The organism is Roseiflexus castenholzii DSM 13941 (genome assembly GCF_000017805.1).
Taxonomy (GTDB): domain Bacteria; phylum Chloroflexota; class Chloroflexia; order Chloroflexales; family Roseiflexaceae; genus Roseiflexus; species Roseiflexus castenholzii.
In genome coordinates, this window is the sequence record NC_009767.1 from 416,108 (window position 1) to 438,248 (window position 22,141).

18 protein-coding genes are annotated in these 22,141 nt (G+C 60.5%); 3 read left to right on the plus strand and 15 right to left on the minus strand.

All coding sequences use genetic code 11. The annotated features are described in order from the left end of the window. Positions 1 to 77 precede the first annotated feature (77 nt). Together RCAS_RS01760 and RCAS_RS01765 are read right to left on the minus strand one after the other, a co-directional pair. The gene (locus RCAS_RS01760) at positions 78 to 1,088 is read right to left on the minus strand and encodes an MBL fold metallo-hydrolase (protein ID WP_011997873.1); all 1,011 of its coding nucleotides are present in this window, start codon (positions 1,086 to 1,088) and stop codon (positions 78 to 80) included. After that, positions 1,078 to 4,659, minus strand: coding sequence for an ATP-binding protein (locus RCAS_RS01765; RefSeq protein WP_011997874.1), 3,582 nt, complete (start codon positions 4,657 to 4,659; stop codon positions 1,078 to 1,080). Before RCAS_RS01765 ends, RCAS_RS01760 begins: the two co-directional genes overlap by 11 nt. 413 nt (positions 4,660 to 5,072) lie before the next feature. On the opposite strand from RCAS_RS01765, the gene typA reads away from it, so the two are divergent. Further along, positions 5,073 to 6,908 (plus strand): translational GTPase TypA, encoded by a 1,836-nt coding sequence (typA, locus tag RCAS_RS01770; protein ID WP_041331408.1) that lies wholly within the window; start codon positions 5,073 to 5,075, stop codon positions 6,906 to 6,908. Between the two features lie 153 nt (positions 6,909 to 7,061). Further along, complete coding sequence (locus RCAS_RS23125) at positions 7,062 to 8,540, plus strand: hypothetical protein (RefSeq protein WP_011997876.1); 1,479 nt, start codon at positions 7,062 to 7,064, stop codon at positions 8,538 to 8,540. 225 nt (positions 8,541 to 8,765) lie between these two features. On the opposite strand, the gene RCAS_RS25465 is transcribed toward RCAS_RS23125, so the two are convergent. Continuing rightward, positions 8,766 to 8,924 carry a hypothetical protein gene (locus tag RCAS_RS25465; protein ID WP_198135982.1) on the minus strand — a complete coding sequence of 53 codons (159 nt, stop codon included), beginning with the start codon at positions 8,922 to 8,924 and terminating at the stop codon, positions 8,766 to 8,768. Between RCAS_RS25465 and RCAS_RS01780 the strand changes: the two genes are divergently transcribed. Further along, complete coding sequence (locus RCAS_RS01780; protein ID WP_157042501.1) at positions 8,904 to 9,188, plus strand: hypothetical protein; 285 nt, start codon at positions 8,904 to 8,906, stop codon at positions 9,186 to 9,188. The genes RCAS_RS25465 and RCAS_RS01780 overlap by 21 nt on opposite strands. Before the next feature lie 206 nt (positions 9,189 to 9,394). Here RCAS_RS01780 and RCAS_RS01785 read toward each other — a convergent pair whose 3' ends face one another. From RCAS_RS01785 to RCAS_RS01840, 12 genes are all read right to left on the minus strand, one after another. Beyond that, positions 9,395 to 9,652 carry an acyl-CoA-binding protein gene (locus RCAS_RS01785; protein ID WP_011997878.1) on the minus strand — a complete coding sequence of 86 codons (258 nt, stop codon included), beginning with the start codon at positions 9,650 to 9,652 and terminating at the stop codon, positions 9,395 to 9,397. Positions 9,653 to 9,654: 2 nt separating this feature from the next. Beyond that, the gene (locus tag RCAS_RS01790) at positions 9,655 to 10,659 is read right to left on the minus strand and encodes an isoaspartyl peptidase/L-asparaginase family protein (protein WP_011997879.1); all 1,005 of its coding nucleotides are present in this window, start codon (positions 10,657 to 10,659) and stop codon (positions 9,655 to 9,657) included. Between the two features lie 32 nt (positions 10,660 to 10,691). Then, complete coding sequence (locus tag RCAS_RS01795; protein WP_011997880.1) at positions 10,692 to 11,291, minus strand: CDP-alcohol phosphatidyltransferase family protein; 600 nt, start codon at positions 11,289 to 11,291, stop codon at positions 10,692 to 10,694. Between the two features lies 1 nt (position 11,292). Then, entirely contained in the window at positions 11,293 to 12,012 is a 720-nt protein-coding gene (locus tag RCAS_RS01800) for a DUF4013 domain-containing protein (RefSeq protein WP_011997881.1), read from the minus strand. 12 nt (positions 12,013 to 12,024) lie between these two features. Continuing rightward, entirely contained in the window at positions 12,025 to 12,750 is a 726-nt protein-coding gene (locus RCAS_RS01805) for a DUF4013 domain-containing protein (RefSeq protein WP_011997882.1), read from the minus strand. A gap of 163 nt (positions 12,751 to 12,913) precedes the next feature. Beyond that, positions 12,914 to 14,095 carry a competence/damage-inducible protein A gene (locus tag RCAS_RS01810; RefSeq protein WP_011997883.1) on the minus strand — a complete coding sequence of 394 codons (1,182 nt, stop codon included), beginning with the start codon at positions 14,093 to 14,095 and terminating at the stop codon, positions 12,914 to 12,916. Next, entirely contained in the window at positions 14,085 to 14,336 is a 252-nt protein-coding gene (locus RCAS_RS01815; protein ID WP_011997884.1) for a hypothetical protein, read from the minus strand. The genes RCAS_RS01810 and RCAS_RS01815 overlap by 11 nt, the downstream gene beginning before the upstream one ends. 13 nt (positions 14,337 to 14,349) lie before the next feature. Next, the gene (gene thrS / locus RCAS_RS01820) at positions 14,350 to 16,137 is read right to left on the minus strand and encodes a threonine--tRNA ligase (protein ID WP_011997885.1); all 1,788 of its coding nucleotides are present in this window, start codon (positions 16,135 to 16,137) and stop codon (positions 14,350 to 14,352) included. A 17-nt stretch (positions 16,138 to 16,154) separates the two neighbouring features. Next, positions 16,155 to 16,742: a hypothetical protein gene (locus RCAS_RS01825; RefSeq protein ID WP_011997886.1), complete on the minus strand. Its 588-nt coding sequence runs from the start codon at positions 16,740 to 16,742 to the stop codon at positions 16,155 to 16,157. Between the two features lie 582 nt (positions 16,743 to 17,324). Further along, positions 17,325 to 19,604, minus strand: a complete 2,280-nt coding sequence (locus tag RCAS_RS01830) for a VC_2705 family sodium/solute symporter (RefSeq protein ID WP_011997887.1) — start codon at positions 19,602 to 19,604, stop codon at positions 17,325 to 17,327. Between the two features lie 62 nt (positions 19,605 to 19,666). Continuing rightward, positions 19,667 to 20,842: a sensor histidine kinase gene (locus RCAS_RS01835; protein WP_232280126.1), complete on the minus strand. Its 1,176-nt coding sequence runs from the start codon at positions 20,840 to 20,842 to the stop codon at positions 19,667 to 19,669. A gap of 151 nt (positions 20,843 to 20,993) precedes the next feature. After that, the gene (locus RCAS_RS01840; RefSeq protein WP_011997889.1) at positions 20,994 to 21,686 is read right to left on the minus strand and encodes a response regulator transcription factor; all 693 of its coding nucleotides are present in this window, start codon (positions 21,684 to 21,686) and stop codon (positions 20,994 to 20,996) included. Positions 21,687 to 22,141: the final 455 nt, after the last annotated feature.

Here is a 22,141-nt window from a genome sequence, read left to right on the forward strand (position 1 = left end):
ATTGGTATCACCCCTCGCCCCTCGCCCCTCGCCCCTCGCCCCTCGCCCCTCGCCCCTCGCCCCTCGCCCCTCTCCCCTCACCCCCGCCAGTAGCGCGGCGCGGCGCTTTCATCCAGGTCGACATCGGCAAGATTGGCGATAGTCAGTTCGCCGCGCATATCGAGATACTCGACATACGCGCCGGCTTTTTGCAACGCCAGCAGTTCTTCATAGCCAGCAGCGGCCGGGTAGAGCGCTGCGGTCAATTCGGCAATCGTGTGCGGTTCGCTGCACAAGGCGCGCACCTGATCGAGACGCTGCTCCTGAGCGCCGATGATCCGCTCAATCCATCCATGCAGATCATCGATTGGCGCGCCGTGACCACCGAGCGTCAGGCGAATGCCTGATAACGCATCGATAGCGCGCAGCGCCCTGAGATAATGGTCGAGACCGGTCGAGAGGGTAATACTCTCCGGCGGCAGGAAGATCGACGTCTGCGGCAGCACGTGGTCGGCGCTCAGCAGCACATCGCCAATGTGCAGACAGACCTGTCCTGGACAGTGACCGGGAGAGTGATAGACGCGAAAGAGATCGTCGATCATATCCCCTTCACGAAAGGTAGTTGCGACATCGACCGAGCGAAAGAGATTTTTGCTCCAACCGTACAATTGCAGCAGCATTGCGTGTTTTGCAGGCGACACACCCGCGCGACGGAGGAATGCAGCGAGGGCGCGACGCGCCATGACGAACCGCTCTTCATGATGAGTCAGGACACGCCGGTCAAGTTCGTGCACCGCGATCGGCGCATCGGTCAGGGTGCGCAGCGCCGTCAACCCGCCATAGTGGTCGATATGCGCATGGGTAATAATAATGCGGCGCAGATCGGTCCAAGTCAGGCGCTCGTTCCAATCGGAGCGCAGGGCGGCGAAGGCGGCGCGCAGGTCGGCGTCGCTCTCTCCCAGACCGCTGCCAGTATCGATAAGCGCAGCATAATCGCCCGCAATGACCACATAGACATTCGCCGACATTCCCGGAAAAACGCGCAGCGGCATGCGGTAGATGCGAATGTTACCGGATGTATCGTAGCGAGTGATTGGTTCAGGGGACACGGTGACTCTCCTCAAGACGGGTAGACAAGGCAGAGGCGGCTGATGCAAGCGGCGCAAGTCCGGCGTCACGCGCAAGACGGACAGCAATGCGCAAATAAGGAAGAACGGGGATAGGATCGCCAAAGTCGCGCTCAATACGCGCCACCTCGATAACGGTACGGACATACTCCGGCAGCAGCGCCCGCTGAGCGCTGTAGCGCAGCGCGTGCAACAACACGTCACGGGCGCGCGGCAAGTCGTTGCGCAACGCCGCAAGACGCGCCAGACCATGATGCGCGCTCACATAGATAAAACCATACAACTGCTGCGACGCGCGCAGCGCCTCGTGAAAATAAGAGTCCGCGCCTGTCAGGTCGCCGCGCGCCAGCGCGATCATCCCCATGCCGACGGCAATACTGGCGCGGTGTGACTGAAATGCCGGTGCACCGGCAAGACGCGCCGCCATATCGACAAAACGCTCTTCCGCTTGCGCCAGGCGATCATCGATGAGCCAGAGAAAACCCTGATGGATGCGGGGCCAGATCGACGCCCATGCAGCTTCGGATGCACGTGCCGAAGTCTCCAGACTCCGTTCCAGCCAGATCGCCGTTTCGTCGGGTTTGCCTGTAAGCGCATTCAGGTGCGCCAGTTGCAGCGCCGAGACAACGGCTGCCGGCGCCTGACCGGTTTCGACCGCCAGCGCGTATGATCGGATCAGGCACGGGCGCGCGCTGCGCAGCAATCCCTGCATAAGCGCTGCCCATCCTATCTGGAACAACGCCGCTGCCGCTTCGTCCGCTCCGAGAAGTTCAGGCAGTTCTTCCGCCGGATTACCTGGAACAGGATGAGCGAGCATGAACGATGGAAACGCATGCCATGCCGCATCAGCATCACGCATCGAACGGAGATCGGCAGACTGGATTTCTGATTCAACTGTTTCACGTGAAACAATATCCGCCCCTAAAGAGCGCCGATCGCCAATCCCCATCCGACGCTTGCGCGCTTCCCCACGCGAGCGCTCGGAGACGACAGAAAGCGTATCAGGCTGTAGGATCAGTGCCGTGCGCTGAAGCATGTCGGCAATCGAAGGCAGCGGTTCAACACAACCGCCTTTTTGCGCGCGCGCCGTATGCGCCGCGCTGATCGCGGCAGCGCCTGCCAGATCGCCCATCAGCGCGCGCAGCAACACCAACCGACGCGGCGCAACGAGCGTTGGCGGCGTCACACTGCGCTGCATCGCCCAGCGCTCATAGCGCGCCGATGTTTCCTCCAGCCCATGCCAGTCCAGCAGCGTCTCGCACGTCAGCAACCGTCCGGCGAAGGCGCGCTGCATCACCTCGACCGGCGCTTCGTCGCCGAGGCGCTCGCCCGCCTCAAGAGCGGCGTCGTAGTGGCGCAATGCATCACGATAGCCGAATGCGCGACGCGCATGGTCGCCAGCATCAGTTGCATACCGCAGCGTTTCACGATCAGCGGTACGGCCCGCCTGTCGAAAGTGATAGGCGATCTCGGCGGCGCGTTCCGGCAGATGCCCTTCCAGCGCCGCCATCGCTTCGCCGATCCGATGATGGAGCAGACGCCGTCGCGGCGACGAGAGCGTTGCTGCCGTGATCGAACGCACCAGATCGTGGTTGAACGCAAGGTGCGCATCGTCATCTTCAACCAGTATCTGGCGTTCGAGCAGGATTTGCGCGGCTTCGAGCGCGTCGGTACCGCCAAGTCGTTCAATCATGTCGAGTGACGCGGGGCGGTTGATCAAAGCCAGATGTTCTGCCAGGTTACGCGCAGTTGCAGGCAGACGGTCAAGGCGCGTGCGCACCAGTTCACGCATCTGCGGCGCTTCGGTCGGATCGGGGAATGGCGCACCGGCTTCGAGATCGGGCAGCAAAGCAGCAAGTGACGCTGCGCCGCGACTCTCCAGCAGCGCCTGGACGGTCACCATAATCGCCAGAGGATTGCCGCCGGTGCTGATCGCAAGTTGAGGCGCCAGACGTGCGACCCGTCCGGTTTCGACTCCGGCAAGCGTGGCGAGAAGTTCCGCCACTGCGGCGGCGTCAAGACGGTTGAGCACCAGCGGGCGCAATAGCATATCGCGTCCAAGTGTGCGGAGCAGGCGGTGGAGCGACGGATTATCACTGAGTTCGTCAGCACGGTATGCCAGCATGATCAGTAATGATCGGCGCGATGACTGGCGGGCAAGACGTCCAATGGTCGCCAGTGTGGCTTCATCCGCCCACTGTGCATCATCGAGCGCGATCACCAGCGGCAGGGTGTGCGCCAGGTCGAGCGCCAGTTCGCATAAGCCTTCGATCTGACGAGTGCGACGCTCATCCGGCGGGACATCCGGCAACGCTGGCAGGTCTGGCAACCGTTCGCGCAGCGCCGGAAAGAGATCGGCAATCTGCGCCAGCGCAAACTGCGGCAACCGGCGCAGGCGCTGTTCTGGCGCGTTGCGCACCAGTGAACGCAACACCTCACTCACCGCTGCAAAGGGCAACCCCTGATCCAATGAGGTCGCGCGCAGTTCGAGCGTCAGAGCGCCACGGTCGGCGGCAATGCGCAACGTTTCCGTCAGCAGGCGCGTTTTCCCGATTCCTGCTTCGCCAACGATCGTGACAATCCCGCCGGTGCGCTGATCGAGATCGGCGAGCCAGCGTCGGAGCAATGCCAGTTCCTCCTGTCGCCCAACAATTGGCGTCGATGCCGACCGTGGCAGACGTATTGCCTGGAGAGGACCGCCGGCACTGCGCACGTCGGTTGAGCGCAGCCGCTCGTTGTGATCTCCCTGCAATGGAGGACTGCCGATTCGCCGTTCGACTCCGAGATCGCCGCGCAGGATCGCCATGTGGAGCGCCTGTGTCTGAGGGGACGGCACGGCCCCCAGTTCGTGATCCAGGAGATGCCGGTACCGTTCATAACTCTGAAGCGCACCCGCCGTGTCGCCCGCGCGCGCCTGCGCCAGCATCAATATCCGCCAGAGCGGTTCGGCAAGCGAAGCCACGGCAATGCCGCGCCCGGCCAGCGCCATTGCCGCTGTTGGATCACCGCGATCGAGTTTAATCTCCGCAAGTCGTCGCAATGCATCGAGATAGCGCGCGCGCAGACGCTCACGCTCCATAATGACCCACGCAAGATCCTGCTCCTCTTCGAGAAAATCGCCGCGGTAGAGCGCAACGGCGCGTTCCAGGCGTTCCGCTTCGCGCTTTGCGGCAACACTATCGTCGGTTCCGGTCGGTTCTGTTAACGAGAGAAACGCATCAACATCAATCCACGCGCCACTCTCCATATTCCAGGCATACCCGCCGGAACGGGTCAGAATGTAGCGGTGTGAGGCGCGGTCGGCTTCTGGTTCGAGAAGGCGACGAAGACTGCTGATGGCGCTGCGCAGGTTTACCGCTGCGCTGGCATGATCTGAACCGGGCCATAACCACTCATACAGCCGGTCGGCAGCGATAAGCCGTCCCCGCGCTGCGGCGAGTATGGCGAGCAGACGCCGCTCCTGCCGGGAACGCCAGGCGGAGTCCGGCACGGGATGACCATCGACCAGGACGGTGAGCGTGCCGAACAGTTCAATCCTGAGCGATTTCTCCATGCCTGTCCCCTTGATGCCATGATGCAGCGCATCATGAGGATACCACGCCCGTGGTGCGTTCGCACGAATCGATCAGCGCGGCGTTCAGACTGAGTATAGCGTACCGCCAGGTGCGGCGCAAGGCGACGATTCATCCAGGACTGACATATGAAGGGAAGGGAGCGCCGATGCACACGGATACATAACGGGTGGTCCTGGAATGGAAGACCATTGATCCATGCACGTCCGGATCAATTCGTGAGAATTCGGTGTGCGTTCAGCATTTCATCACTCGCGTTGTGGACGTTCGCCCGGTTTTGTGGTACACTGGCGCTGGAAAAAGCGACATCGAGCGCGATTGCCCGGATGTCAACACTCCATGTGCGATGTATCGCCCCGACCGCAACGGTCGGGGCATTTTGCGGATAAACGAGATGATTCGAAGAAACGACATTCGTAACATTGCCATTATTGCCCATGTTGACCACGGCAAAACGACCCTGGTCGACGGGTTGCTGCGCCAGGGGCGCATTTTTCGTGAGAATCAACCGGTCGCCGAGCGTGTGCTGGACTCGAATGACCTTGAGCGCGAACGCGGCATTACGATCATGGCGAAGAACACCGCCGTCACCTACCGCGGCGTCAAGATCAATATCGTCGATACGCCGGGGCATGCCGACTTCGGCGGTGAGGTCGAGCGGGTGATGAATATGGTCGATGGCGTGCTGCTGCTGGTCGATGCAGTCGATGGTCCTATGCCGCAAACGCGGTTCGTTCTGCGCAAGGCGTTGCAGGCCGGGCATCGCGCAATCGTCGTCGTCAACAAGATCGACCGTCCGAATGCGCGCCCGAACCACGTCGTCAATGAAACCTTCGACCTGTTCATCGAACTCGGTGCGACTGATGAACAGGCTGAGTTTGCCACGATTTACACCAATGCGCTCAAAGGGGTCGCCGGACGATCGCCGCTCAAAATCCACGACTCGCTCGAGCCACTGTTCGATGCTATCCTCGATCAGATCCCCGGTCCACAGGTCGATCCGGACGGTCCGGCGCAGTTGCTGGTGACGAACACGGTATACGACGATTACAAAGGCAAGATTCTGATCGGGCGCTTGCGGCGCGGGACATTGCGCAAAGGACAGGCGGTGGCGCGTATCGCGCGCGATGGCAGCGTGATCCCCGCAAAGGTCAGTCAATTGTTCGTCTTCAATGGCCTGGACCGGAACGAGATCGAGGAGGTCGCCGCCGGCGACATTATTGCCATTGCAGGGATCGGTGACGCCAGCATTGGCGATACGATCGCCGATGCGCAATGCCCGGAGGCGCTGCCATCAATTGCGGTCGAAGAGCCGACGGTGCGCATGACGTTTAGCGTCAATACCAGCCCCTTTGCCGGACGTGAAGGAACCCACGTCACCTCACGCACATTGCGCGAGCGACTCTACCAGGAACTCGAGCGCGATGTGGCGCTGCGTGTCGCCGATACTGACTCGCCTGACGCTTTCATCGTCAGTGGACGCGGTGAACTCCACCTCACGATTCTCATCGAGACGATGCGCCGCGAGGGGTATGAGTTCCAGGTCTCGCGTCCTGAGGTTATTTTCAAAGAGATCGATGGGGTCAAATACGAACCAATCGAGCAGGTCGAACTGGAAGTCGCCGAACCATATCAGGGCGCCGTCATCGAGTTGATGGGTCAGCGGCGTGGGCAGATGCGCGATATGAGCATCCGCGATGGCGGATCGGTGCATATGATTTTCCACGTGCCAACCCGCGGTCTGCTTGGCTTCCGCCAGACGTTCCTGACCGCCACGCGCGGCGAGGGGGTGATGAACTCGTTGTTCATCGGGTATGAACCGCTGGCAGGCGAGATCGTCACGCGATCCAACGGCTCGCTCGTCGCGTCGGAACGTGGCGTCGCCACTGCCTATGCGCTCAACCAGGCTCAGGAGCGCGGAACACTCTTCATCACACCCGGCACGGAAGTCTACGAAGGCATGATTGTCGGTCAGCACATCCGCGAGCGCGACCTGGAAGTAAACGTCTGTCGCCGCAAACATCTGACGAACATCCGCTCCTCGACGGCGGAAGAGGGCATCCGATTAGAAACGCCGCGCGTGCTGAGTCTTGATGACGCCATCGAGTACATTAGCGACGATGAGTTGGTCGAAGTGACGCCGAAGAGCATCCGGTTGCGGAAACGATTGCTCACCCTCACCGAGCGCCAGCGCGAACAGAAGCGGCGAGAGACCGGGGTTAAGAGTTAGAGAATGATTGATGGTTGTCGATAGATGAGCTTGCAATAATGACACTGTTCTGCAATTAAGTCGATCTTAACGTTTTCTTGACAACCAATGTGGGGGTTGTCTAGCATGGGGACGTGTTGATACTTGCGTCATCTCCAGGGAGGAACACGTCCAATGCATTATCTTTATCTCCGTCTTGCCCTGATCGTGCTGTTGCTCGCGGCAGGCGCGAGCAGCGCGGCAGCGGCGCCCGCCGCCGAGGAAGGAAGTACGACCGCCGTTTTCTTTCGGGAAACGCAGAACTGGATTGCACCGCCGTTCTATCAGTTCTGGAGCAAAAACGGCGGGTTGCCGATCTTTGGCTACCCGCTGGCGCCGACCGATTTGATGACTAGCCCGGACGACGGGAATACCTATGCCACCCAAATCTTTGAGCGCAACCGGCTTGAGTACCATCCTGAAAATCCTGAGCCATACCGGGTGCAACTTGGCCGCCTGGGCGTTGAGGTGCTGCAAAAGCAGGGGCGCAACTGGCAGGATTTTCCCAAGGGTACGCCAAAGCGCGGATGCGACTTCTTTCCTGAAACCGGGCATACCCTCTGTGAGCCGTTCCGCAGTTACTGGCGACGCTATGGGTTAGACCTGGGCTTTCGCGGCGTGACGCGCGCCGAGTCAATCGCCCTGTTCGGTCTGCCGATCTCTGAGCCGATGATGGAGACTAACGCCGATGGTGCGACGGTGCTGACGCAGTGGTTCGAACGCGCACGCTTCGAATATCATCCCAATAACCCGCCGCAGTATCGCGTCTTGCTCGGACTCCTCGGCAAGGAACTCTATGGACCCTATCGTCCCGGCGTGGCAAGCGTGAGCGGCAGGGTCGTGGAGCGCGGGATGCCGTTCTGGGATGCGGTCAGCAATAGCGGTATGCAGATCAAGCAGGCGTCTGTCGGAATTGAGGGACCGTACTATCCCGAAGATCATCCGCTCAGCGGCGTGACGGAAGTGGTCATGACCTCGCAAGGGGAGATTTCCGTTTCGACCGAAGGATGGTTTACAACGCTCGTCGATATTCAACCCGATAACTCGTTCGCATTCAGCGACTTTATTCCCACTTTGCCGGGCGCTTTCATGATGCTGGGGCCGGGAAGGATCGATGGCGTCTGCGCTGACGGAAAGGAAGCCGATTTCTTGTCGTATGGGTCAGTACTGTTTGGGTCAGGCCAGGATTTGGATTTTGCTCTGGAAGGCGGTCAGGCAGCAAATTTTGGTGACTTTCGGGTGAATGTCATCTGTCTCTCCCCGCCCGAGCCCGACGCGCGCTATCACGACGCGGCGTTCGCCGCCGTGCAGTGCGCCGCCGGACGTCCCTTGACGCGCGACCCGGAGTTTGACGCCTTCGCCGTCGAAGCCCAGCGCGCACATAGAAATGAGCGCGTCGAGGCGATGGTGCGCGAACACCCTCGAATACGCGGCATCACTTTTCTTGGCGTCACGTTCGACGGAGCGCCGTCGTCCGACCCGTGCATCTTCGGCGGGAAGAACTTTCGCGACATTCGCCTCCTGTTTGAACAGGCGACGACGATCGGCGTCGCGGTCTTCCCGTCGTCATCCGCCAACTATCCCGTCGGCACGCTGGTCATCGTTCGAGACTGACGGAACGGAGGACTCGATGACATCATCAACTGCATCATCGCCCATGCGCCAGCGTCGCTGCGGCGCGCTGCTGGCGCTGCCATTCTGCTCATGATAACCGCGAAGGACAATGAGACCATGCTTGGAGGAGACGTTGCATAGCAACGTCTCTGTTCCGTCCTTTCCCGTGCGTGCGTTGTGCCGGTGACGCCCGGTGCAACCGAACGGTCTCGGCTTGGAGGCGCATTACGCGAACCCATACAATCGGGCAGCGTTCGAGAAGAATGTGTCCTCAATCTGGCGATCGCTGAGTTTGAGGCGCCACGCTGCGAGTTTCAGGCTGCGAAGCGACTCGCTGCCGATCAGCGCCGGATGCAGTGTCGTATGTCGCTCGTCGAGACGCATGTCCTCAGCGTAGAACCGGTGGAACGAGTCGCCGATTGCAACGCAACGACCGCAAATGTGGCTGATCGGGAAGTCGGCGCCGTACAGCAGGCGGCAGCCGCCCAATACGGAAAAACCTGGGGCATCACCGCGCCTTCGATTGATGCGCTGATGCGCTACCGCGAACTGGGCGCGCAGATCATCCCTTGGGGTGGCGACTTCGCACTCGCTGATGTGCTGAAACGGCGTGGACGCGAACTGGCGGCGCTTGATGAGAGCGCCTGAAAAAGGGAGGTCTCTTTCTGATCGGCTCATCACTGCCCAACCTTGATCTGATGGAATCTTCACCTATCGCAGCATCGTTTCCTCTGGCGCGAGCAATCATACACGCAGGCTGGGCAAGGCAGCGGCAACCGAGGCGTTACGCTCCGCAGCGTCAGTATTGGCTCGAACCAACCAGCAGACGCACCCGGCACTTCAGGTGCGTATTTCTATTTCAACCGATCAACCAGGTCGATGTACTGATGCATCGCCGCATCCCTGGACACCCCCTTGAGTTTCGCCCAGGCATCGTACTTCGCCTGACCGACAAAATCGAAGCCGCCGGGACGCTTGCCGCTGACATCGCCGACGGTCGCCTGTTTGTAGAGGGCGTAGAGTTGCAGCATCGTTTCATTATCAGGACGCTTCGACAGCCGCGTGGCGGCTTCAGCGGCGGCGGTGAATTTCGCTTCGAGTTCAGCGCTCATTGTCATACTCCTGTCACGATCTCTCTACCTTCAATACAGTACGCATATGCCATGCGTGGAGTGTTAAACGCAAAGCCTATCCTTCCTCGCACATCCAGCAGGATAACGCCTCCTAACCCGTAAACACGCTGTTCGAGGCGTTCGATAGCCATGCGCGCTGCATCCGCCGGCGCATGCCCGGCGCCCAGAAGGTCGGTCGCCGTCTTTGCCAGTAACACTTTGATAATCGACTCCCCCCAACCGGTCGATGCGCAGCCGCCGGTCTGCACATCGGCGTACAACCCTGCGCCGATCAACGGCGTGTCGCCGACCCGTCCAGGGAGTTTGAACGGCGTGCCGCCGGTCGATGTCGCAACCGCCAGGTTTCCGTAACGATCGAGCGCCACGGCGCCCACCGTATCGCCCGGCTGATCGCAGCGCAAAGGGTGATGTTCGGCGTGCAGAGAAGCGGCGTATGCCGTTTCACGGTCGCTGCCTCCCCATACAATACCGCGCTGCCCGGCGATTTCGCCAGGCGGTCGCTGGAAGGCATCCGGCGTGCGGTACGCCTCACGATGCCGCAGTTCCTCCCAGCGCATGCGCTCACGCGGCACAACCAGGTCTTCATTGGCGCACCGCTCGATACCGACCGCATCGGCAAAATGTTCGGCGCCCTGACCGACGAGCAAGACCGCTTCACTGTCGAGCACGCGGCGCGCCAGTGTGACCGGATTGCGAACGCCACGCACTGCGGCGACAGCGCCCGACCGCAATGTGGCGCCGTCCATGAGAGCAGCATCGAGTTCGACCAATCCATTGCGATTGAGCACTGAACCAACACCCGAATCGAACGCGGGATCGTCTTCCATAACACGTACTGCCGACTCAACGGCATCAAGCGCGGAGGCGCCGCTGCTCAGCGCCTCCCAGCCAACCATCAGCGCGCGACGGCATCCAGCGAGATGCGGTTCGACCTCGTCGTCGGGAATATCCCACGCACCGCCGTGAACGACCAGAGCTATTGGCATTTCACGCCTCCTCGCCGGATATTCTTCCGTCTTCACGTTCCACCGGCGGCAACCGACGGATGCGCCGAATCCGGCGGCGCGTCGCCGGTTGCATGCCACAACTGTCGCAGATAGACAAATGCTGAGAGGGCGAAAGGCGCCATCGCAGCATAGAGCGCCGGGCGTCCGCTGCGTGGACCGTCGGCAAGGTAGAGCAGCATCGCCAGCGTCAACGCCAGGGTCGTTGCTTTACCCGACGGATGCGCGGTTGCGATGACCCGCCGGCGTCGATAGATCAGCAACCCTCCAATGATAATCGCAACATCGCGCCCCACGATGAGCGCCGTCGCCCACCAGGGGAACCCGCGCACCCGCGAGAGCGTCACAGATGTTGCATCGATCATTAACTTATCCGCCACCGGGTCGAGCAGTTTGCCGAGCGGCGAAACTTCGTGTCTGCGGCGGGCAATAGTCCCATCAATCGCATCGGTAAACATTGCGGCGCCAAGAATACCGAGCGCCCGCCAACGCTGTTCAGGGCGCTGCATCGCATGCAGTGCTGCCGGCAACATCAGCAGGCGCGCCAGCGTCAACAGGTTGGCGGGGTAGAACACCTCGCGCAGTGTAAAGGTATGACGCAGGTGAGCAGACATATCAGTACGATGGCGGCGGACCATAGCCCGGCGGCGGTCCGTAGTAGCCTGGCGCAGCATAGACCGGTTGCTGCGCCGGGAAGATGCGCTGCATCGCCTGACCAACCGCATGCCCGATCATACACTGCGCATAGAATGCGGTGAACAGCACGCCGATGCCGCACGCAATGGCGCCCAAACCCGCAACAACACCGGCGATGATGCCTACAACCAGGATCATCAGGAACACGCCGATATGATTGCGCAGCATGGCGAGAACCTCGCCGAATTTGAACGCCTCGCCGAACGAATCGGTTGCCAGATAGCGCATGATTGCCGCCAACGCGGCAAAACCGCACACAATCGCGGCGATAAAGATCAGCGGGAGGAAACAGAGACTGAGCAATCCAACAAACGCCGCCCCCCCCTCCGACTCGCCTGAAATCGCTGCGGCAGCAATAGTAAGCGCCACGAAGATTCCATAGATAATCGCCACCGGCAACACATAGACGAACTGGATCACAAACGCCATAAAGCCCGTCTTCAGAAGATCGCCGAATTCCCCCCATGCCGGGAGCGGACGCGGGTTGCCGCGCGCCACATTTTGCGCCACACGGTACGAATACCCCTGAACGGCGAACGTTCCCACAATCGGTATCAGAGGGATCAAAGCGCCGATCAGCACCTTCGTAATCCACTGTTCGTCCTCGGTCACGAAACTGAAGGTCTTTCCGATCTCCATGTCTCCTCCTTGCTACATCAGTTCACTGACACGGGAGAGTCCGCGTCGCTCGAGTTCGCGTTCCGCTGCAACATATATCTGAGCAACGAGAAGGTGCGCATAAAGCAGCGCGATCAACGTCAGCCAGATCAGCACCAGAACGATCACCAGAACGCCGGGAATGGTCAGGTTGGCGACCAGGAACGTCACCCCTCCAAGGGCGATCGCCGGCAAATAGGCAGGCAGCGACACCAGACGCGCCCGGAAGTACACCCCGCGCGCGCCGGGTCGCAACGCTTCGCGCAAGGAGCGCATACTCATCGCATGCTCCGGTGAAGCATCCTGCACATAGATCAGGCGACCGACCATCGAAACGCTGCTCATAAACATGAAGATCACATACATGAGCGCGACAACGCCAACGATGGTCAGGGCCTGGTTGGCAAACGCCGGGGAATTGCTCAATACCGCCGAAAACGCCACACAAAAGGCGACGACTCCCGCAACCATGAACGGCATGACATAAAATAGAAAGTCGATAATCCAGGCGAACATCCCCATCAACCAGCGCGTCGACCAGTCGAACCACGGAGGAAGCGGCGCAGGATACCCTTTCCGCGAGTTGTCGATATACTCAATAATCCATCCGCCGGCAAACGGCGCACCGACGACCGACATGAATAACGCGCCGCCGATCAGGATTTTGCGCCACCAGAGCGGGTCGCTATGCACAGTTCGGATGGCGGTTCGGAGATCCATGCAATCAAGGGGGAGTACTCGCTGAAGAACGGGACACGAACAAACGTCTAGCCGAACATCACAACCACTGTCATGGCGCGGCGCGCTGGCGCCCGGAGTGCGCGAGCACGTCACGAGCAATAGCGTGAAGCGCAGTACATTGCGACAATACCCAGGCGCCGGGCTACAACGCTGCAAGGTATTGCCGCAACGCATCGAACGCCATCGTGCCGGCAAAATCCCAGACGTCCTCGCTGCGCATATCAAAGCGGCGGCGCCACTCGTTCACCCCGCCATCGTGGGCGAGCGCCACGCACATCGTGGCGAAGCCATCCGCTGCAATTACGCTCGACGGTTGCAGTGCCAGCCCGACATCGGCGCGCCACTGATGACGCACTGCGACAGCGCCGGTGCGCGCCAGGCTCTGCGCCGCCTCATCGTCGGTTGGAATATCCGCCGGGTGAATAATCACGCCCCGCAACGCGGCAAGCGCATCTTTTTGGGCGCTCAGGGCATGGTACAGCGGCGCAGCAGCCACGCCCTCATGCAGCGCGATCGTTTTGCCGCGCTCGCGCAGCAGACGGGCGACTGTCTGATCCAGGCGTTCGGCGCCAAGCAGGTTCGCGCCAAGCCGTTCACGGATCGTCGCCTCGACCCCGGCAATCATCGCCTCAGCATCGGCGCGGCTGTTCGCCCTGGCGCCGATACGCAACTCATACTGCGCACGCTTGGCGGAAATCCCAAGCGTCGGGTTGGTTTGCGTCATCAGATCGGCAAGCAATTCGCCGATCACGCTCTCGCCAAGTCCGACGGCGTGCAGGGTGCGCACCAGGATGACGCCAGTTTCACCACGCTCATCGCGCAAGTACGGCAGTATGGCGTTTTCCCAAAGGTAGCGCATTTCGGAAGGAACGCCGGGCAGCACAACGACTGTACCACGCGCATCTTCGACAATGAACGCGGGCGCAGTGCCGCGCGGATTTTCCACGATCCGCGCGCCTTCGGGAACATGCGCCTGACGGCGATTACTCTGCGGCATGGGACGACCAAATGCGCGAAAGCGCGCTTCGATCTGGTCGAGCAGGTGCTGATGAAAGATAAGCGGACGCTGGAGGGCGCGCGCAACCGCTTCGCGCGTCACATCATCGACCGTCGGACCAAGCCCGCCGGTGCAGATCAGGAGATCGGCGCGCCCGAGCGCTTCACTGATCGCTGCGGCAATACGCTCTTCGTTATCGCCGACAACCGACTTGCGGAACAGATTGATGCCGATGGCAGCCAACTGCTGCGCCAGATAGGCGCTATTTGTATCGATCGTCTCGCCGAGCAACAACTCCGAGCCGATCGCCAGAATCTCAGCGTTCATATAGCGCTCCTGGCGGATCGGACGAACGTTGATCGGCAGACGACATGCCCGCGGCGCGACGGCGACGCACATCAGCCCACAGATCCTGCTCATGGGCTTCCATCGCCCGTTGCCCGGCCGCGATCGCGCCGCGAACGCGCCCGGCCAGCGCCTCGACGCCGCCAAAGCGCGCCGTTCCGATAGCCACGGCCACTGCACCGATCGCCGCGCCGACGGCAAAGCCGATCATAAATCGCTTCATCGATGCTCCTTGTTTATGCCTTTGCTTCAATCTCAGCGCGGGCGCGCGCAATGAACGCCGCAACCGGCACTGCGCCGAGGTCTTCACCCGACCGGCAGCGCACGGCGACGGCGCCGGCATGCTGCTCTCTATCGCCGATTATAAGCATATACGGTATCTTCTGCAACTGCGCCTGACGAATCTTTGCCTGCATGCGCTCCCTGCTCAGATCAACCTCGACCCGCAATCCGGCTGCGGTCAGTTGCCGCCCCACGTCGGCGGCATAGGCGCCGTGTCGCTCGTCGGAGATCGGAATGACCACTGCCTGAACCGGCGCCAACCAGAGCGGAAACGCGCCAGCGAAGTGCTCGATCAACACCCCCATGAACCGCTCGGTGGTGCCGGTGACAGCACGGTGCAACACAACCGGCGTGCGCGGTTGACCATCTTCCGCAATATACTCCAGACCCAGACGACGCGGCTGAATGAAATCGACCTGGATGGTCGACAACTGCCATTCGCGCCCCAGAACATCATGTGCCAGAAAATCGGCTTTCGGTCCATAGATTGCCGCTTCGCCGGGCGCCTCCTCGTACTGCACACTGTAGTGATCGAGCGCGGTGCGCAGCGCACGCTCCGCCAAATCCCACGCCTCGTCGTCCGCGATATACTTTCCGCCTTCGCCGCGCAGCGAGAGACGCACCCGGTAATTGGTGAAGCGGTATGTTTCGAGCACCTCACGAATGAGACGCAGCGCCAGCCCGAACTCCTCTTCGATCTGATCAGGACGGCAGAAAATATGACAGTCGTCCTGCGTCAGCGCCCGCACCCGCGTCAAACCGGTGAGCGTGCCGCGTTCCTCGTAGCGATAGAGCGTTGCAAACTCCGCAAAGCGCAACGGCAGATCGCGGTACGAGTGAATCCCCATCTCCTTGTAGAGGGTCATATGGCTGGGGCAGTTCATCGGCTTCAGGCGGTAGACGTGCTCCTCATCCTCGATCATGGGAGGAAACATGTTCTCGCGGTACGCCTCATAGTGCCCGGACTTCTTGTACAGCGTCTCTTTGACGATATGCCCGGTCCAGACATGCTGATACCCATAGCGCGTCTGAACCTCGCGCACATACGACTCCATCAGATGGCGCAGCATTTCCCCCTTTGGCGTGAAGAGCGGCAGACCGGGACCAATATCCTCGGAAAAGTAGAACAGGCCAAGTTCTTTCCCGATCCGACGGTGATCGCGGCGTTTTGCTTCTTCGAGACGGTGAAGATAGGCGTCGAGTTCCTCTTTGCTGTTCCACGCGGTACCGTAGATCCGCTGGAGCATTGGACGGTTCGAGTCGCCGCGCCAGTACGCTCCGGCCACGCTCATCAACTTGAAGGCATCCGGCGGGATCTGTCCGGTGTGTTCCAGATGCGGACCACGGCAGAGATCCTCGAACGTATCGTGCCTGTACGTCGAAATGACCGTGTTTGTGCTTCCTTGTTCGCCGTATTCGTCCTGACCGTGGAGCAGTCCGTCGATCAACTCCAGTTTGTATGGTTGGTCGCGGAACAGCGCGCGCGCCTCATCGGGATCGACGACCCGGTAGACGAACGGGTGCTTTCCGGCGATAATCCGGCGCATACGCTTTTCGATCTCTTCCAGGTCATCAGGCGTCAACGGACGCGGCAGATCGAAATCGTAGTAGAACCCATCTTCGATTGGCGGACCAATCGCAATTTTCCCTTCCGGGAACAGTTCCAGCACGGCCTGCGCCATCACATGCGCAGCGGAATGACGCAGGCGGTAGTAGGGATCGGTTTCTGGTTTGACCGGCATAGACAACCTCGCCGCTTTTATGTATCCGTTACCGTAACAATCAACTCACCGGGTTCGATGCGTAGATCGGTGATACGTCGCCCCTGCGCCTCCAACAATTCGTTCAACCGCTGCTCGATCGGCGCCAGCAGATCGCCGAGTGAGACCAGGCGACCGAGCGGACCGTCAAGACGCGGATTGAGCGCAATCACGCGGCCATTCTGGAGCGCCACCCCCATACGCGCAGTCCCATCGAGGCCAAACGCGCGAATATCAACCTCTAGACCGCCGCTGACCAAACGAACCGTCGCCTGATCGATCGGCGCGAGCAGACCGGCATGCGCCAGCAGGTAGGCGTTGATCTCTTGTTCGCTGATACGCACCTCACCGGAAGGAAGCGCCGTGACCAGTGTTGGCAGGACCCCTGCGCCACTCTGCGTTCCATCGATATTGAGACGTTGCACTGCCTGCTCACCAACCGTGCGGCTGAGCGATGGGCGCAGCACGAACAGGTAGGCAGCAACGAGCGCAACGAGCACCCAGATGAGCGCCGTTATCCATCCCAGACATGCGATGCCGCGACGCGAACGCGGTTGACGCTGAACAGACCGATAGCGTCGTGTCATGGTCGAATAAAAAACCCCTCATCCCGCATGGGACGAAGGGCTGCTCCGTGGTTCCACCCATGTTTAGAAGAACGCTGCCTGTCGAAAACTGCTGGCAACGTCTTCCCTCATGATCGCGGTATCGGGCGAACCCGCGCCTCCATACTGATCGGTTCGATGTTCTAGAGGCGGCTCGGAGGGGGTTTTCGCTACGCTCGTCGCCAGGCGCGCTCGCAGTCCTCGGCGCGCCTTCCCTGAAGGCTGATGCGCAACTACTCGTCCTCGTCAACGCACAGTCTTAGGCTTATTCACCCTGGCATGGTACACGACGGGATGCGATGTGTCAAGCGTCACACGCATCGCAGGCGCGGTCGTAATGGATGAAGAATCACAACGCCGCTTGGAGGCATTGATCGCCGCCACCAATCCCGACCGGCGGCGCATGCGCGGACGTTCACGTTCGCGCTCGGCGCACCCCCGGCATCTGCGCGACTGCCCGTAACCACGACCGCTCAGATTGACTCTTCAGCGCCGATCTGAGCGACAGATTGCCGTTCCGTCCGTGGAAATCCCCGACACTGCCAGAACAACCGGACCCGCACATCACGGACGACGCAGCGCATCGATCAACGTCTGGGTTGCCGGCGACGGCGGAGGGGTCAACCAACTGACAACGACCGTCGTTATGAAACTGGCGACCATGCCAAAGATACCGGTCGCCGGTCCAGAAATACCAAGGATGGTCGTGGCAGGACTCAGCCAGTTGACCAGGATTGCGCCGACAATGGCGAACAATCCGACAATCATGCCGGCAATCGCACCTTGACGATTGGCGCGCCGCCAGAAGATGCCAAGCGTCAGCACCGGAAACATGGTTGCAGCGGCAATCGAGAACGCCCAGGCGACAAGTTCGACAATGATGCCCAACTGACGCAGCGCCGTCACTGCTGCAAGCGCGGCGGACAGAAAGAGAGTTATGCGACCGATGGAGAGCAGGGTGCGCACGGCAGCGCGCCGATTCAGTGATTGATAGATATCCAGCGCCACCGACGAGGTAATGACGATCAACAATCCATCGGCAGTACTCAGCGCCGCCGCCAGCCCGCCGGCGATCACCAGCGCCGCGACAGCGCCGGGCAACCCGACAATTTCAGGAGTCGAGACCACGACCAGATCGGGGCTGATTTTCAACTCGCTATACTGGAGGATGCCATCCGTTGCCGAAGGGGTAACCATGCGGCCGCTCAACTCATTGAGTTGGACACGGCCATCGCCATTGGCATCGGCAAACTGAAGCGCGCCGCTCTCCAGCGCCACTGCCGCCCACGCCGGGAGTTCCGCAACCCTGCGACCTTCGAGCGTTGTCAGGTCGGTAATACTCAACAGACCGGCATTCCCCCAATTAACCGCCCACTGCGGCAACGCACGCACCGGTCGACCGACGACGTGCGCCAGAATCTCCCAGCGCGAAAACGCGGCATACGCCGGGATCGTCAGGTAGACCAGCATAATGAACAGGAGCGCCCAAGCCACGCTTCGCCGGGCATGAACCACTGATGGCGTCGTGTAGAAGCGCACCAGGATATGCGGCAAACCCGCTGTGCCGCACATCAGGCAGGTTGCCAGCGCCAGATACTGCCAGACCGACCAGTCATTGAACGGTTCGGCATACGATGTTGCAATCCTTTGTGCGCGTTCCAGTTCGGCGATCACATCGAAGGCTGCGCCGTACATTACCTGCGGCAGCACAATTCCCGTATCCTTGAGCGAGAGCAATGCAGCTGGCGTCAGATAGGTTACAACGATCACAATCGCCTGGGCGACCTGCGTCCAGGTGATCGCTCTCATCCCCCCCAGATAAGAGCAGAAGAGCACGGCGCCGAGACCGATCGCCACGCCGAACAGGTAGTTGACGCCAAGGAAACGCCCCATAATCAGTCCAATTCCCGACACCTGCGCCGTCAGGTAGGTGAAGGAGACAATCACCGTAACGATGGCAGCCACGAGGCGTGCCGTTGTTGAGGCATAGCGCGCGCCGATAAACTCAGGAATCGTAGACTGGCCAAACTTACGCAGGTACGGCGCAAGAAGCAACGCCAGCAAGACATACCCGCCGGTCCATCCGATGATATACGCCAGACCTTCGTAACCCAGCATCCAGAGCGTGCCCGCCAGCGAGATAAACGTCGCGGCGCTCATCCAGTCCGCGCTGATCGCCAACCCGTTGAACAACGCAGGAATGCGCCGCCCGGCGACGTAGTACTCGTCCAGATCACCGGTGCGACTGCGGATGCCGATTGCAGCATAGATGGCGATAGTCAGCCCAATTGCCCCCCAACCGATGAGCGTCAACGGCAGAGAAAAAACGATATCGGCGATAACGATCAAAGCGCCGCCGGTCATCACCAGAACCACCGGCAGCGCCGTGTCGGATAAGACGGGCATGCCCTGGACAACGCGACCGCCGAAGCGACGATCACGCCGCGTCATGATAGCGGTGTAGAGCGCAGTCAATACCAGGAAAAGGAGCGGTGCGCCCTGCGCCGAAAGGATATACCCGAGCGGAAAGCCGGTCAACACCCGAATCGGATTCAAGACAGGCGCAAGAAGCGCGGGAAGAAATGCGCCGCCTGCCCACAGGAGGAGCACAATCGTAATCAAGCGCAGATTCGACGACCAGTAAGCGGATTGCTCAGTTGGCGACATCGACGCCGTCTGCCGCGTCTCGAGGATGGTCACTGCCGGAAGGTTGCGTTGTTCGTGCTGACGACGCGGGATGTGCGGCATCGGCGAACGGCGACGATCTTCATCGCGGCGCTCGAGTTGCGGAAACAGCAACGTCAGCAGCATCAGCGCGATGGCAATCATCGCCAGCCAGAACATGGCCCCTACCAGCAGTCCGGTCCAGGTCAGAACAACCTCCTCATCAGCAGCATCGCTGCATTTCAGGCATCCGCAACAACGATGCGGATCGGTTGATGAACAATTGCGGTCGGCAAAGTGACATGGAACGTCGCGCCTTTTCCGATCCCATCGCTCTCCGCCCAGATCTCGCCGCCGCTAGCGTACACCAGATGCCGGGCGATTGTCAGTCCAATGCCGGTACCGCCACTGTGGCGCGTGCGCGACTTATCCACCCGATAGAAGCGTTCGAAGATCAACGGAAGGTGTTCCGCTTCGATACCGATTCCGGTATCGCGCACCGATATGCGCGCATACTCGCCAGAAAGCGTCAGCGACACCTCAACCAAACCACCGGATGGCGTATAGCGCAGCGCATTCGACAACAGATTCACCATCACCTGCATCAAGCGATCAGGATCGGCGTAGAGATCGAGGGAGGGGACGGTCAGGCGCAATTGCAGATCCACTTCACAGGCGGAGAACTGCGGCTGAAATCGGGCAACCAATTCCTGCAACAACGGACAGACATCGAACACACGCGGTTGGACGCGCAACTCACCGGCTTCCGCGCGCGACAACAGACCGAGTTCCTCGGTCAAACGACGCAGGCGAGCCGCCTCATGCCGGATCAGCGTGAAGGTCTGCTCATCCGGCGCAATGACGCCATCCAGCAACCCTTCCATATACCCCTCGATGGTCGTCAACGGCGTGCGCAGTTCGTGCGCCACATCGGCGATCAACGCCAGACGACGCTGTTCCGTGCGATCAAGCGCCTCTGCCAGATGATTGATACTCTGACTCAGTTCGGCGAGTTCATCGTCTGAATGGATAAACGTTCGATCCCGATAATACCCCTGCGCCAGTCGCCGACTGACCGCAGTAAGGTCCTGGAGGGGTTCGACGATACGCCGCGAGACGAACAGGCTGACGACCACAGCGGCCGCCAGGGCGCCAAAACTCGCCAGGAGCAGCGCCTGTTCGAGAACAGATTGGAAACGGCGCTGGATCGCCGTTTCTCCCGCCAGAGCCAGCGCCTCATCATTTACGCCGGACAATGCTGCAATGGCAGCGCCTTCCAGCATGCTGCTGCGCACCAGAATCTGCGCCGCACCCAGCAGCACCACAATCGCAATCACAATGATGATCGCGTGCGATACAAACAGTTTCCAGCGCAGTTGATGAAACCAGTGCATAGGCAACAGGGCGGGCGATCGCATCGTTCGCACGCCGAACCATCGGATCACCCCAATGACGATTGAAGATACCGCCTGCTTGTCATTCCTCGCTGCGCTCGGAATCTGAGCGGGTCGCGCACGACCCCTCGCGCTGATCGGGGTGACCATGCCGGATGGTCACCGGTCATTGGTATTACCCGGTGAATTTGTATCCGACGCCACGCACCGTCTGGATCAGGGTCGGTTCCGTCGGATCATCCTCCAGTTTCCTCCGCAGCAAACTGATATGGACATCGACCACTCGATCCACGCCATCGAAATCGTGTCCCCAAACCCGTTCGAGCAGTTGCTCACGCGTAAACACACGCCCCGGCATGGCAGCCAGCGTATAGAGCAGATCGAACTCGCGCGCCGTCAACGTGACCGGCACGCCGCGACGCTGCACCTCGCGCCGCGCAACATCGATCTGGAGGTCACGAAAGGTCAACAGGGCGGACTCGGCTGGAGAAGCGACACTCGTATGGCGTCGCCGGCGCAGGATGGCCTTGACACGCGCCACCAACTCGCGTGGACTGAACGGCTTGGTCAGGTAATCATCGGCGCCGACGGACAGCCCCACGACCTTATCGACCTCCTCGGCGCGCGCGGTCAGCATGAGCACATACGGACCGCCATCGCGCTGCAAGCGTCGGCAAATTTCAAGACCGTCCATTCCGGGCAGCAACAGATCGAGAACGATCAGATCGGGTTGCAGTGTCTGCGCCAGCATCAGCGCCGACTCACCATCGCGCGCAGTGTGTACGGCGAACCCATCCGCCTTCAGGTAGGCGACGACAAGGTTGAGAATCGGCTCCTCATCCTCAACAACGAGGATTGTTGCGGCCATATCGGTTACCTCACCGTAAGCGAAATCGGCGCGCGGATCAATGTGGCAGGAGCGATGCGCTCATTCTTTCATTATGTATACGACAGAGTCAGACGGCTGTCAATCCGCAGGACCGCAGCGCCTGTGGTCAACGATCTCCTGAAGCGCTCTCTCTTTTTTGAATGAAAGAAGAGATCACCGTCATAGTAGGGAGTGTGGAAGAGTGGAAAGAGCGGCGAATAACTCTCCAGGGCGCGCAATAATCGAACGGACAACCGGTGGAGCGCTTCCCGAGTCGATGGGGAGCAGCATCGGTTTTCAGGCATACGCGCACCCTCTCTCACCAACAGGGCACATCCGATCCACCGACTTATCCACAGAATCACCGACTTATCCACAGAATCGCCCGTGTTTTCCACAATATCGGGCATGCGGTGAAGGAGAACGTCCTCCTGGTCGCAGGAGGACGTCTGACG

Bases quoted from the DNA above. Each gene is read 5' to 3' on its own strand.
- RCAS_RS01765 (WP_011997874.1), bottom strand. From the start codon at position 4,659: ATGGAGAAATCGCTCAGGATTGAACTGTTCGGCACGCTCACCGTCCTG.
- RCAS_RS25465 (WP_198135982.1), bottom strand. From the start codon at position 8,924: ATGCGTCTCGACGAGCGACATACGACACTGCATCCGGCGCTGATCGGC.
- RCAS_RS01835 (WP_232280126.1), bottom strand. From the start codon at position 20,842: ATGCGATCGCCCGCCCTGTTGCCTATGCACTGGTTTCATCAACTGCGC.
- RCAS_RS01830 (WP_011997887.1), bottom strand. From the start codon at position 19,604: ATGTTCTGGCTGGCGATGATTGCCATCGCGCTGATGCTGCTGACGTTG.
- RCAS_RS01790 (WP_011997879.1), bottom strand. From the start codon at position 10,659: ATGCCAATAGCTCTGGTCGTTCACGGCGGTGCGTGGGATATTCCCGAC.
- RCAS_RS01840 (WP_011997889.1), bottom strand. From the start codon at position 21,686: ATGGCCGCAACAATCCTCGTTGTTGAGGATGAGGAGCCGATTCTCAAC.
- RCAS_RS01825 (WP_011997886.1), bottom strand. From the start codon at position 16,742: ATGACACGACGCTATCGGTCTGTTCAGCGTCAACCGCGTTCGCGTCGC.
- RCAS_RS01805 (WP_011997882.1), bottom strand. From the start codon at position 12,750: ATGGATCTCCGAACCGCCATCCGAACTGTGCATAGCGACCCGCTCTGG.
- RCAS_RS01800 (WP_011997881.1), bottom strand. From the start codon at position 12,012: ATGGAGATCGGAAAGACCTTCAGTTTCGTGACCGAGGACGAACAGTGG.
- RCAS_RS01780 (WP_157042501.1), top strand. From the start codon at position 8,904: ATGTCGCTCGTCGAGACGCATGTCCTCAGCGTAGAACCGGTGGAACGA.
- RCAS_RS01795 (WP_011997880.1), bottom strand. From the start codon at position 11,291: ATGTCTGCTCACCTGCGTCATACCTTTACACTGCGCGAGGTGTTCTAC.
- RCAS_RS01785 (WP_011997878.1), bottom strand. From the start codon at position 9,652: ATGAGCGCTGAACTCGAAGCGAAATTCACCGCCGCCGCTGAAGCCGCC.
- typA (WP_041331408.1), top strand. From the start codon at position 5,073: ATGATTCGAAGAAACGACATTCGTAACATTGCCATTATTGCCCATGTT.
- thrS (WP_011997885.1), bottom strand. From the start codon at position 16,137: ATGCCGGTCAAACCAGAAACCGATCCCTACTACCGCCTGCGTCATTCC.
- RCAS_RS01810 (WP_011997883.1), bottom strand. From the start codon at position 14,095: ATGAACGCTGAGATTCTGGCGATCGGCTCGGAGTTGTTGCTCGGCGAG.
- RCAS_RS23125 (WP_011997876.1), top strand. From the start codon at position 7,062: ATGCATTATCTTTATCTCCGTCTTGCCCTGATCGTGCTGTTGCTCGCG.
- RCAS_RS01815 (WP_011997884.1), bottom strand. From the start codon at position 14,336: ATGAAGCGATTTATGATCGGCTTTGCCGTCGGCGCGGCGATCGGTGCA.